The following is a 13,349-nucleotide window of genomic DNA, read 5'->3' as shown; positions in this document are numbered from 1 at the left end:
AAGGGGATTATACTCAGAAGAAGAAAAAATAAACGTAGAAGAAATTTGAAAGCACTAAAGGGTGCGGAATTCCTGCAGAGGGAAAAGTTAAGGACGTATTTATGGCAAGTGGTTTAGCTGCACATATGGATTTGAATATGGATGCAGGAATATTAATGAATTGGCATAATATTAAACGATTTAAGCTGATCAGTGGATACCATTATTCACAGATTTCGGATATTACAGCAACCAAGTTGGCAGAATATATAATTGAATGTATGAATACACAGGGATATACGTTGAATGGAAAGGGAAAAAATATTCTTGGAACTTTGTTTGGTGAGGTGCTGGATAACTGTGAAATACACGGTGGGGAACAGACTACATGGTTTGCATTGGGGCATTATCAGCAAAATGTCCAGGTAGATAGCTATGGAGAAGTTCAGCTTGTTATTTTTGACTTTGGTAATACAATATATGAACAATTGAAAGAAAAGACGACTTCATCGAAAACAAGAGAGAAGCTTGAATTTCTTTCCAAAGAGCATGAGAAGTTTTATAATAAAAACTGGACAGAAGAAATGCTCTATACACTGTTTTCACTTCAAGAAGGAATTAGTCGGCTAAAAGATGATAAAGTAGAAGGAAATCGACGGAGGGGAACAGGAACAGTTCGTTTGATTAATAATTTCCAGTTAATTGGTCAGACAAATGAAAATAAAACTCCTTTGATGTCGATTACATCCGGGCATACACATATTTGTTTTGATGGAACTTATAAATTGAAATCTCAAATGGTTGAGGATAAAGAACTTGGAAATGAACAACGGAGAATAATAGCATTTAATGAAAAAAATGATATTTTCCAACCGCCGGATGGCAGGTATGTAAAGTATATAAATACATTTTTCCCCGGAACAGTAATTTCATTGAAATTTTATTTTGACAGAGAATATTTGACACAAATTATGGAAAACAAGCGGTAGGAGGTATTACGTAGTGGAAAAAATAAATTTATTAAATTTTAGAAGTAATGGCTCTAAGATTTTTTCTGGACGCGATAAAGGGATTGATGCGAGAAAAAAATTGAAATTAAATGAACTGGATTCGCAAGAACAGAAAATTGAAGTAATTGTGCCTAAGGATACATGGTCAATAAATTCTTCTTTTTTTGGTGGATTATTTGAAAGTAGTATAATAAATTTGAAGGAAGATGGATTTCGAAAAAAATATATATTTAAATTTGATGATGGAGCTGCCTTGTCTGAGGAATTGCAACATAATATTGATGAAGGAATTTATGAATCTCTAAAGAATATTTAAGAGAGGTGATGCATAGTGACACAAAATACGGCAGCGGTTATTCAGGCAATTACAAGTATAGTTAATCTTATTTTTGTTGGTGGGATTTTTATTTTTGAAAGAAGAACTAGTAAAAAAAATGTTAACGATGAAAAGAAAGAATTTTGGTATAGACAAACTTTGCTAAGCCGTGGTTTGGATCTTACAGGGGAATGCTTTGATACAATGGAACAACTTTTACGATCATCAGAAGAATTTATAAATGAGTGTACACCTGAAAATGAAAAGAAAATAAAAGAAATAATAGGTAAAATACAGCGCCAAATATATATATTACGAAATGGTGTCGTAAGTTATGCTAAATTATTTGATACAACTCTTTTTAAACAATTAAAAGAAGAAGCAGAGCGGCTAGAAGATGGTATTACACAGGGAATAGAAAGTTGTTATTTGGCTGCTGGGAATAATACGAAAATTGCTAACAAAAGCATAGAAACAGAACTTTCAAATCTTCAAAAGCATAGGTATACGATTGTTTCGAAGTTGTATGATTATGATACAAAAGCATAAATGAGGAAAATAAATTAAGAAAGAGAGAAAAAGCCTTGGAGACACAGTTACTCTAGGGCTTTTATAGATTAATATAGTGGAAAAGACAAAAATTAAAATAAACAAAGCCGAAATCGAATTACTAGAATACATCCCGGATTTCTACTCCATAGCAGAATTCACCAACCCACTGCTATCTGAAATGAGACCAGGGATCAAGACATGGGTATCCGAAGACGTATTTGAAAAAATGCAGGTCTCCGTCTGGATCGTAAATGATATCAGAGTAAATGCATTCGCAAAGAGATACGAAGGAAAAAACTATATAGTACTGACAATAGGACTCTGTGTCGCTTTCTGGAAAGAGGTCGAAGAATTCATCGGTAATAAAAATTTCGGAAAAGTATTTCACCTGTCAGAAGAAAAAGAAGACAGCTATAAAAAAGAGCTATATCGGTTCATGTTGAATTTTATCATTGCCCATGAATTCGGACATATTGCCCATGGACATGTTTTGACAAATTCGGAAGACAATTTCATAGAAGAATTATATGCAGACGAGGCAACAAATAAAGATAACTGGCTTACACAGTTGAGGGAATATGACGCAGATTATTATGCAGCAATGCTGAATACAGCCATTACACTTGGATATTGGAAAGAAGACTGGAAGGTATTAAGTGCAACCTTTGATCTTTTGTTTTTATCTTTTTATTTATGCTTCGATGTCTTTGCAAAAAACTCCAACAGAGATTTCTCAAATTATCAGGAAAAAGATATAGAATCATATGATCATCCATACCCCGGCATCCGGATGTATTACTGCAGTCTTGCGATCTGTGATTTACTTATAAGAGTTAAAGGCGATAACGAGCTTACCCGGGAACTTATCAGCAGCGGATTCGATGCGATGATTTCCTACGAAAAACGGGCCCTTGGAAAAGAAAAATACCGGGACAGCTACTTTTCCATTGCAGGAACCAAAAAAGGCGCTATGCATACTCGGGCACTGGTAAATGGTTGGAATGAACTGGTAGATGAATATAACCGATATTCGTATGTTACAATTTATAAAAATGACAATGTCGAATCCCTGTCATATTTCCTCGGAGAAGACGGAGAGTTTCTTCGCCAGGGAGTATAACTTTACGTGAAAAAGGTTTCATGATATCATATTTGTAGTAAATAATGATATTGTGAAACCATTTTTTGTTTTGGGAGGTGCTTCAATGCCAGAAAAAAAGAAACTTCCAGTAGGAATAGATAATTTCGAAAAAATAATCAAAAACAACTTCTATTATGTCGATAAAACAGAAATGATTCACAGTCTAATCCAAAACTGGAGCGAAGTAAACCTTATCACCCGCCCACGGCGTTTTGGAAAAACTCTGAACATGAATATGCTTCAGACCTTTTTTGAAATCGGGACAGATCCCAAAATATTTGAAGGCCTGAAGATCTCCGAAGACAGAGAATTCTGCGAAAAATATATGGGACATTTTCCCGTAATTTCCATCAGTTTAAAGAACGTTGAAGGAATGAACTTTGAGAGCGCCTGTGCGGCAATGAAATATGCGATCGGTGCAGAAGCCTTAAGATTTTCTTTTCTGGAAAAAAGCCCTGAGTTATCAGAAACAGATAAAAAAATGTATAAAGCCCTGACAATGGTTTCTGACACCGGTGATTTTCAAATGTCATACTCAGCAATGGAAAAATCACTGTTAACCTTATCTTCCTTACTTTGCAGACATTATGGAAAAAAAGTCATTCTTCTGATTGATGAATACGATGTACCCCTGGATAAAGCTTTTCAGAATGGCTACTATGAGGAAATGGTATCTCTGATCCGAAACATGTTTGGTAATGTATTAAAAACAAATTCGAATCTTTACTTTGCCGTATTAACTGGCTGTCTGAGAATTGCCAAAGAAAGTATATTTACAGGCCTGAACAATTTTGAAGTATTATCGGTACTGGATGTGCAGTACGACGAATACTTTGGCTTTACCGATACAGAAGTACAGGATATGTTAAATTATTACGATTTATCCGGACACTATACAGAAGTCAAAGAATGGTACGACGGTTATCAGTTTGGAAACACAGAAGTATACTGCCCGTGGGACGTAATCTGTTACTGCAAAAAATTATATGCAGATCCAAACGCCAAACCGGAAGATTACTGGTCCAATACCAGTGGAAACGCAATTGTACGAAGATTTATCAACAGAGCAGACAGTCAGACAAAAAACGACATCGAAAGACTGATCGCAGGAGAGACTGTAACAAAGGAAATCCACCAGGAACTGACATATAATGAGCTGGACAGCAGCATCGAGAATCTGTGGAGTGTGCTTTTTACCACCGGCTATCTGACTCAGAAAGGAAAAACAGCAGAAAATCAGTTCCGTCTGAAGATCCCCAATCTGGAAGTAAAAAATCTCTTCATAAAGCAGATCAGAGAGTGGTTCCGGCAGACCTCAAGGCAGGATGGCGACACCCTGAATCAGTTTTGTAATGCTTTTTCAGAACAGAATCCGGAAAAAATAGAAGAGCTTTTTGGAAACTATCTGTGGAATACAATAAGCATCCGTGATACAGCCACTGCGAAGAAAGAAAACTTTTATCACGGAATGCTTTTAGGACTTCTCGGATACAAAGATAACTGGATCATCCGGTCAAACGCAGAATCCGGCACCGGCTACAGTGACATTCTGATAGAAATACCAGAAAGCCGGACCGGCATTGTCATTGAGGTAAAGTATGCCGAAAATGGAAAAATGAAGGACGCCTGCACAGAAGCGTTGCGGCAGATCGAGGAGCGGAAATATGCTGCAAAATTGGAGGACGATGGCATGCGGTCGATTATTAAGTATGGGATTGCTTGTTATAAGAAGGATTGTAGGGTGGTGATAGGTACTTCATAATGCAGAAGATAAAAATTAAAATATGAACTATATTAGGGCCGAAAAAACTGTTGGATGAAAAAGGTAGCCTCAGAGACCAAACCATTCTGAGACTACCTTTTATATTACTAAAAACTTGACGTAAAACAAGTAAAATCATATAATAAAACAAAAAGGAGGTCATGCATGAGTACCCGTATCATTCACGAAAAACAAGACCTGAAATATCTTCAATGGTCACAGATCCGATCCTCATCCGGAACAGCAGGTTCTTTTCTGAAAGCAACAGACGACTTACAAAAACCAAAGAAATACTATAAATTATCTAATTATGATGGTATAAATGGAATAATAGGACACGAATGTGTAAATGAACTAATTACAGACAGACTTCTGAATATTCTGGGAATAGAGCACCTTCATTACGATTTGATTCATGCAGAAATAACCGTAAATGATAAAAATATAGATACGTACTTATGCATGTCCGAAGATTTCAAGAAAATAGGAGAAAACAAAGCAGCACTGGATACATTCTATGAAGCAGAACATCTGGCTCATGAAACACCAATGGAATTCTGTATACGCAATGGATGGGAAAAAATCGTAATAAGCAGAGGATTAAGGTGGCAAAACTCCATGAAAAGGTTTCTAATCAAAGAAAAGACTTCCTGCATAAGCAGTCAAGGCAGATAGCCAATGCTTATGATTGTGTATGTATAGAAGACTTGGATATGAAAGCAATGTCACGGTCGCTGAATTTTGGAAAATCTGTTTCAGATAACGGCTGGGGAATGTTCGCAACATTTTTAAAATACAAATTGGAGGAACAGGGGAAAAAGCTTGTAAGGGTAGATAGATTTTTTGCAAGCAGCCAAACCTGTTCTGTTTGTGTTTACAAGAATGTTAAAACGAAAAATCTTGCGTTAAGAGAGTGGGATTGTCCGCAGTGTGGAACCCACCACGACAGAGATGTAAATGCGGCTATAAATATCAGAAATGAAGGAATGCGATTAGTAAATGCATGACCGCAATGCAATAACCTAATACAAACCGTGGGACACACGGGGATAGCTCGCTTATGCTTAGCACAGAGGTGCTATCGAACGAGAACCAAACTTGCCGAGGTTGGGAAGCCCCCACCTCTATAGGTGGGGGAGGATGTCACCTGAACCTGTATCTGAATATGGATCATAGCTCAGAAGATGAAAACATGAACGTAACCCTGTTCCGGGACGCAATCTGGAATCAGGTCATCCGTAACGATTTTCAGCAGTATAACAATCTGCCGGTAAAAAGAGAAGCTTTTGTCCAGCAGATGGTCAGTGACATGATGGCACATGAGCGATATACCTATTCCCTGAAAGCCACCGATGATTTTGAGGCCATTTCCGCACTGGAAAGCAGCGGAATTATCATACCCTATCAGGAAAACCGGAAAAACTGGATGATGAGTCATGATGTATACGAAGAGATTGTAACCAATCACATCTTTACCGAACGCCTGGAACAGGACACCTGTTCCGAAAAAACATTTTTCGCAGATCTGGGGAATTCCCTTCGCAGCAGAAAATCATACCGGATCTGGCTGGAAAGCCGACTGTCGGACGGGGAGGATTGGATTCTTCAGTTTCTGCTGGACCTTTATGACGATGAAGAACTGGGGCAGGAGTGGAAAGACGAGACACTGATCGCATTAATGAACTCTGAAAGTGAAGAAGGATATTTTATTCGGGATACTTTGTTAAGCAAGTCCGGTCCGGAACTTTTTACGAGGATGATGTTTTTGCTGAATACGGCCTGCAGAGGCAGCATAGATCCGGAAATGCTTAAGCTGATTAACAACGGCCAGAAAGGGATACAAATTAATCAGTACCGGTATACAAGACCAAGAGGCACAGTATGGGAAACTCTTCTGAAATATACATATGAGAATCTGGATAGGATTGACTGGTCGGAAAAAAATCAGCAGATAGTAACGGCGGCATTGTATACATGGACGCAGGCAGTACATGAGGGCGAAGCAACAAGAGCAGCCGGGCTGATTGCCTTGTATCTGCGGAAAAAGATCTATGTGGCGTCAAAATACAAATATGATTTGGAAAATAATGATGTCTATAAAAAGCTGGACAATATTATACTGAATGCGGCGAAGGAAATAAAAGAAGAACTGGATGAACTTTTTACGGAAGTGATTCAGACAAATGCACTGGATCACAGATCGGAATATTATCCGTTACAGGGGAATCTGTCAGCAGAAGAGTTTAACAGCAGAATATCCACACTCTACAATAGTATTGATCAAACAACAAAAGCTATGGAAAACTGGAATCCAACCGATCAATATATATACTATCATATAGATCTGAGACGATATCTGGAAAACCAGGAAACGGAAATTGTAGAGAAAAATGGACGGGAATATCTGAGATTAAAACCCCAGATGCCAGAGGAACTGACCGAGCTGAGGAAAAATACAGAAAAAAAGAGAGAAGAATTTTATCAGGATCAACATATAGAGCTGGACGTGTGGGCCCATGCCCGCTATCAGGGAAAAAAGGAGAATTACCAGAACTATACGAAATATGAAGAACAGCCCGAGACAGCATATACAGAGATGATGGAAATTCTGGAAGGTAAGAATAATACAGAAGGGATATGGGATCTGTCTACTGCAATGTACACATGTGAGGTACTTTTGCGTGATTTCCGGGAAAAACTTTCCGAAGAAGCGATTACCTGCTGTGCGGAAATTGTACGGATGACAGTAAAGCAATGGCTTCTGTCAAAAGAAAATTATCTGTTAAGTGGCGCAATTGATGCAGTACTTCCGGAACTGACCAGACAGGTCTCCTGTGAAAATCTGTCTGCAGACTGGGACAATCCCATGTTTTTACTTGTAGGGCTTCTGCTGGATCGCCGGGAAAAACTGAAAATGCTTCCGCCCTGCATTGCAGATCTTCTCTGGAAACAGGATCGTCATGCAGCACTGAAAGTTCTGTACGCTTATGCGGATCTGTCTCCGTCTTATCGGAGAAAAAAACGGCGGCATGGAGAAAACGGAAAATTAAAAACGTTTCTTGATGAAAATACGGCCTGTATCGAACAGATTTTCAACAGAGAAATAACAGATATCAATGAGATCAACACAGATTCTCTGGAATTTCGATGTTTACTGCCTCTCTATGAATTGTTAAACAAAGAGGAGGAAGAAAATTTTTCATTCATTATAAATACAGGAGAGAACATCTGGGAAAAAATCTTCGATAAAGCCGATGAGAAAGAAAGCAGGCCTTACACCGGGGAGCGTGGCCATTCCTATGTAAAATGGCTGGCAGATTATACGCTGGCTTTGACACCGGACAGACAGAAGAAACTGTTACAGAGCATGCGGCCTCATATTTCCATGGAAGATACCTTTGCAACCTGGATCTGGGAAAAATGGTTGCCTGTGAAGTGGAAAAGCCCAGATATCAAGCGTTCTGGAATATCTGGAACCTTCTTCAGCCGGATATTTTCAGAAAATGTGATGAGGTAGAAGAACTGGAAAAAAGGGGAGATGTATTGTATTTTGGAGACAGAAAGACATTTGAAAAGTTAGTAAAAAGCTATCTTCTGGCATCCGAGATATGGGCAGACAATCTGACATCCTGGGATTCTCTGAAACATGAAAATGCGAATTTCTACAGAAGGGCAGCAGCGAGAATTGGTTACCATCCCATTGTTCTGTATTCGATAGCGTATGTACTGAATTCTGTAGGAAAAGATACATTTTTTAGAGAAGGTGTGGAATGGCTGAGTTTTATTATAAAAAATAATCCTCATCTGAAAAAAGTGGAATTGCCGGTGAATACGCAGTATTTTATAGAAGAATATATGAGTGAGCTGGTAAAGAGGGAAAAAGTTACGCTGCGGAGAGAGGAACACAGACGGAAACAGGTGCTGGTTGTTTTGGACTTTCTTGTGGAGATGGGGTCTGAGGTTGGGTTTGGGTTGAGGGAGGATGTGGTGTGAAACATTCCTCCTCCTGCCCATGAGGCATATTCTGTAAAAAACAGGCACCTTACTTCATTGACACATCCAACAATGGATAGTATGATAAAACATAAACAAAATGTCCATATTTCGATGTAAAAAGACACAAAACAACACAATAATAGTACAGATTACATCAAATCCGGATAGAAACAACACATACTTGGAGGAAAGAGGAAAAAGATGTACGAAAAGAAATCCCATGGGTGGTATAAACATAAGGATTTTATATTGCTGGATCTCATATGCCTGTTTTTAGCATATATATTTGCATATTATATTCGAGTTCACGATTATATCAATTTTATCAGTAATGAAACTTACCGCAATACGCTGGTGTTCATTCTCGGTACCAATCTCATCGTAATTATGGTGTTTGAAATCTACACAGGAGTTCTCAGAAGAGGCTATTACCGTGAGTTTAATGTCCTGGTCAAGCAGATCATTGTAGTGGAGCTTGCAGCAGGTCTTTATCTGTTTACGGTAGACAGCGGAAGACACTTTTCAAGGGCGGTCCTGTATCTTACCGGTATTATCTTCGGTATTTTATCCTATGCAGTCAGAATCTTCTGGAAAAAACATCTCGTACATATGATGGCAGAAAGAGGAGAGCATTCTCTTTACATTGTAACTTCCTCAGATATTGCCAAGTCTGTGGTGGAGTCTGTTCGCGAGCATAATTATAACCGCTATGACATTAATGGGATTATTATTACAGATGGTGACATGACCGGAAAAGAGATCTCCGGAATCCCGGTAGTGGCATCTGTTGAAAATGCCTCTGCCTTTATCTGCCAGCATTGGGTAGATGAAGTTTTGATCAATGTAAGTGAAGAGTATACATATCCCCAGAAACTGTACGAGGAGCTCCTGGAAATGGGAATCGTTGTCCATGTCAATCTGTCCAGAATCCGTAAAACTCCGGGACAGAAACAGCTCGTGGAGAGAATCGGCGATTACACCGTAATCACTACAAGCATGAACTATGCCACAGACCGTCAGGCCATGGTTAAAAGACTTCTGGATATTGCCGGTGGTCTTGTAGGATGCCTGTTAACTGGTATTATCTTTATTTTTGTGGGACCTGCGATCTACATCAGTTCCCCGGGACCGATTTTCTTCTCCCAGACCAGAATCGGTAAAAATGGAAAACCGTTTAAGATGTACAAGTTCCGAAGCATGTATATGGATGCGGAGGCAAGAAAAGCGGAGCTGATGTCTCAGAATAAGATGAGCGACGGCCGTATGTTCAAGATTGATTTTGACCCTCGTGTTATTGGTAATAAAGTTCTTCCGGATGGCCGGAAGAAGACTGGTATCGGTGAATTTATCCGGAAGACTTCTTTGGATGAGTTTCCGCAGTTCTGGAATGTACTGAATGGATCTATGAGTCTAGTGGGTACCAGACCGATTTTACCGGATGAGCTGGAGCAGTATGAGCTGCATCATAGGGCTAGGCTTGCTATTAAGCCGGGGATTACCGGGATGTGGCAGGTTAGTGGCCGGAGTGATATTACGGATTTTGAGGAGATTGTTAGGTTGGATACGGAGTATATTTCGGAGTGGAATATTGGGTTGGATATTAAGATCTTGCTTAAGACGGTTTTGGCGGTTATTAAGAGGGATGGGAGTTGTTGATGCACTTTGCATTGGCATCAAGAATACATAAGTTATTTTGGAGGAACAAAAGAAATGACAAAAGATTACAAAATTGCAGTAGCAGGAACTGGTTATGTGGGATTGTCAATTGCGACATTGCTTTCCCAGCATCACCAGGTGACTGCAGTGGATATTGTGCCTGAAAAAGTAGAGCTGATCAACAACCGGAAATCTCCGATTCAGGATGAATACATTGAAAAATATCTTTCTGAGAAAGAATTAAACCTGACCGCAACACTGGATGCAGAAGCTGCATACAGTGTTGCGGATTTTGTTGTGATTGCGGCTCCTACCAATTATGACAGCCGTACACAGCATTTTGATACTTCTGCTGTAGAAGCAGTAATCAAACTGGTTATGAAATATAATCCAAATGCGATTATGGTTATCAAATCTACCATCCCGGTAGGCTATACGGCATCTGTTCGTAAGAAGTTTGATTCTGCAAACATTATTTTCAGCCCTGAATTTTTACGTGAGTCAAAAGCACTTTACGATAATCTGTATCCAAGCCGTATTATTGTAGGTACAGATTTAGAGGATGATCGCCTTGTAAAAGCAGCTCATGAATTTGCGGCACTTTTACAGGAAGGTGCAATTAAAGAAGAGATTGATACTCTGTTCATGGGATTTACAGAGGCTGAGGCTGTGAAGCTGTTTGCCAATACATATCTGGCACTTCGAGTTGCTTATTTCAATGAGCTGGATACCTATGCAGAGAGTAAGGGTCTGAATACACAGCAGATTATTGCCGGTGTTTGCCTTGATCCTCGTATTGGTAGTCATTATAATAACCCTTCTTTCGGATATGGCGGATATTGTCTGCCGAAAGATACCAAGCAGCTGCTGGCAAATTATGCCGATGTTCCGGAGAATTTGATTGAGGCCATTGTTGAGAGTAATCGTACACGAAAAGATTTTATTGCGGACCGTGTTCTGAAACTGGCTGGTTATTATGATTATGATGGGGATAACGAGTATGATGAGAAGCAGGAGAAGCCTGTGACTATCGGCGTATATCGTCTGACTATGAAGAGTAATAGTGATAATTTCCGCCAGAGTTCGATTCAGGGGGTTATGAAGAGAATTAAAGCGAAAGGTGCTACGGTTGTGATTTATGAGCCGACACTGAAAGATGGAGAGACGTTCTTTGGCAGTGTTGTGGTGAATGATTTGCAGAAGTTTAAGGATATGAGTCAGGCGATTATTGCCAATCGGTATGATGGGTGTTTGGATGATGTGAAGGGGAAGGTTTATACGAGGGATATTTTCCAGAGAGACTAATGAATACTATGAAAAATATACTGCAGATTTTAAAAATGGAGGGACAACATGGGGCCTGTAGATGCCATTGCAAAGACAATGGTACGTATTCGAGGCTCTTATGCACTTGAATTGATGTTTAAGGATTTTCCTGGGGAAATTTGGGTTGCTAGAAAAGATAGTCCAATGATTATTGGTATTGCAGACGGTGAAACTTATGTTGCTTCGGATGTACCTGCAATTTTAAAGTATACCAGAAATGTATATTATATTGGCAATCTTGAATTTGCTAAGTTGACATCAGGTGAAGCGCATTTTTACAATCTCGATGGTGATGAAATTGAAAAAAAGACAACAGAGATTAAATGGGACGCAGAAGCAGCAGAAAAATCAGGTTTTGAACATTTTATGCTGAAGGAGATCTATGAGCAACCAAAAGCAATTCAGGACACATTAAATTCTGTAATTAAAGAAAATATTATTGATTTGTCTACTATAGAAATTACAGATGAAGAAATTAAAAGATTTAATGAAATTTATATTGTTGCTTGTGGATCTGCATGGCATGTTGGTATGGCTGCACAGTATGTAATAGAAGATATAACAGGTATTTCTGTAAGAGTGGAATTGGCATCAGAGTTTCGATATCGTAGTATGCCTTTAAATCAGAATGCACTTGTAATTGTGATTAGTCAGTCTGGAGAAACCGCAGATACTTTAGCTGCGTTAAGAATGGCAAAGGAAAAAAAGATAACCACAATGGCAATTGTTAATGTAGTTGGTAGCAGTATTGCACGCGAAGCCGATAAAGTATTTTATACTCTTGCAGGACCAGAGATTTCTGTTGCAACGACGAAAGCATACAGTGCACAGCTTGCAGCTATGTATTGCCTTGCTGTTCAGTTTGCAAAAGTTAGAGAGAAAATTACTGATGAGCAGTACAGTTACTATATCTCAGAATTATTGACAATTCCGGATAAAATGATAAAAATATTGAATGATAAAGAACGAATTCAGTGGTTTGCTGCTAAGTATGCGAATGCACATGATGCATTTTTTGTCGGTCGAGGAATTGATTATGCTGTTTGCCTGGAGGGAAGTTTAAAATTGAAAGAGATTTCCTACATCCACTCTGAAGCATATGCGGCAGGAGAATTGAAACATGGAACGATTAGCTTGATCGAAGATGGAACTCTTGTAATAGGTGTGCTAACACAGAATAAATTGTATGAAAAGACAATTTCAAATATGTTGGAATGCAAGAGCCGAGGAGCATATTTGATGGGACTTACGACTTATGGAAATTATGAGATTGAGGATCAGGTGAATTTTACGGTGTATGTGCCGAAAGTGGATGAGCACTTCGTTGGAAGCTTGGCTGTGGTTCCGCTGCAGTTGATGGGATACTATGTTAGTGTTGCGAAGGGATTGGATGTGGATAAGCCAAGGAATTTGGCGAAGAGTGTGACAGTGGAGTGAAATCACATTGGATCAGATAACTTTAAAATTTCAAAGAACCACTAGGGGTCAGGTACCAATGTGGTAAACATAGCGTCAACTTAAGAGAAAATCAGTCTTAGAGAAGCAACAGATTTTAAAGAGAAATAGGAAAAGAAGAAGCAGGGAAGAAAAATAAGCGTAGGAAACCAGGGC

General features: G+C 39.0%; 11 protein-coding genes and 1 pseudogene. All 12 read left to right on the top strand.

Annotated features, from left to right (window positions below; translation table 11 throughout):
• The first annotated feature begins 101 nt into the window (after positions 1 to 101).
• Positions 102 to 968 carry a hypothetical protein gene (locus tag KQI39_RS12895; protein ID WP_216418868.1) on the top strand — a complete coding sequence of 289 codons (867 nt, stop codon included), beginning with the start codon at positions 102 to 104 and terminating at the stop codon, positions 966 to 968.
• Positions 969 to 981: 13 nt separating this feature from the next.
• Positions 982 to 1,305 carry a hypothetical protein gene (locus tag KQI39_RS12890; RefSeq protein ID WP_216418866.1) on the top strand — a complete coding sequence of 108 codons (324 nt, stop codon included), beginning with the start codon at positions 982 to 984 and terminating at the stop codon, positions 1,303 to 1,305.
• A gap of 15 nt (positions 1,306 to 1,320) precedes the next feature.
• Positions 1,321 to 1,854, top strand: a complete 534-nt coding sequence (locus KQI39_RS12885) for a hypothetical protein (RefSeq protein ID WP_148447137.1) — start codon at positions 1,321 to 1,323, stop codon at positions 1,852 to 1,854.
• A 181-nt stretch (positions 1,855 to 2,035) separates the two neighbouring features.
• Positions 2,036 to 2,977 carry a M48 family metalloprotease gene (locus KQI39_RS12880; protein ID WP_216418864.1) on the top strand — a complete coding sequence of 314 codons (942 nt, stop codon included), beginning with the start codon at positions 2,036 to 2,038 and terminating at the stop codon, positions 2,975 to 2,977.
• A gap of 85 nt (positions 2,978 to 3,062) precedes the next feature.
• The gene (locus tag KQI39_RS12875; RefSeq protein WP_173771947.1) at positions 3,063 to 4,760 is read left to right on the top strand and encodes an AAA family ATPase; all 1,698 of its coding nucleotides are present in this window, start codon (positions 3,063 to 3,065) and stop codon (positions 4,758 to 4,760) included.
• 165 nt (positions 4,761 to 4,925) lie between these two features.
• Positions 4,926 to 5,435: a hypothetical protein gene (locus KQI39_RS12870; protein ID WP_216418862.1), complete on the top strand. Its 510-nt coding sequence runs from the start codon at positions 4,926 to 4,928 to the stop codon at positions 5,433 to 5,435.
• Positions 5,333 to 5,767, top strand: a complete 435-nt coding sequence (locus KQI39_RS12865; RefSeq protein ID WP_253293179.1) for a transposase — start codon at positions 5,333 to 5,335, stop codon at positions 5,765 to 5,767. The genes KQI39_RS12870 and KQI39_RS12865 overlap by 103 nt, the downstream gene beginning before the upstream one ends.
• 185 nt (positions 5,768 to 5,952) lie before the next feature.
• Positions 5,953 to 8,277, top strand: coding sequence for a hypothetical protein (locus tag KQI39_RS12860; RefSeq protein WP_216418861.1), 2,325 nt, complete (start codon positions 5,953 to 5,955; stop codon positions 8,275 to 8,277).
• Positions 8,196 to 8,753 carry a hypothetical protein gene (locus tag KQI39_RS12855; protein WP_216418859.1) on the top strand — a complete coding sequence of 186 codons (558 nt, stop codon included), beginning with the start codon at positions 8,196 to 8,198 and terminating at the stop codon, positions 8,751 to 8,753. Before KQI39_RS12860 ends, KQI39_RS12855 begins: the two co-directional genes overlap by 82 nt.
• A 204-nt stretch (positions 8,754 to 8,957) precedes the next feature.
• Entirely contained in the window at positions 8,958 to 10,412 is a 1,455-nt protein-coding gene (locus KQI39_RS12850) for a sugar transferase (RefSeq protein ID WP_216418857.1), read from the top strand.
• Between the two features lie 54 nt (positions 10,413 to 10,466).
• Positions 10,467 to 11,717: a nucleotide sugar dehydrogenase gene (locus KQI39_RS12845; RefSeq protein ID WP_216418855.1), complete on the top strand. Its 1,251-nt coding sequence runs from the start codon at positions 10,467 to 10,469 to the stop codon at positions 11,715 to 11,717.
• 54 nt (positions 11,718 to 11,771) lie between these two features.
• Positions 11,772 to 13,175 (top strand): annotated as a pseudogene (gene glmS, locus KQI39_RS12840) (glutamine--fructose-6-phosphate transaminase (isomerizing)); the annotation flags it as partial.
• Positions 13,176 to 13,349: the final 174 nt, after the last annotated feature.

The organism is Blautia sp. MSJ-36 (genome assembly GCF_018917985.1).
Classification (GTDB): Bacteria; Bacillota; Clostridia; order Lachnospirales; family Lachnospiraceae; genus Blautia_A.
This window is presented reverse-complemented; position numbering and strand designations above follow the sequence as displayed.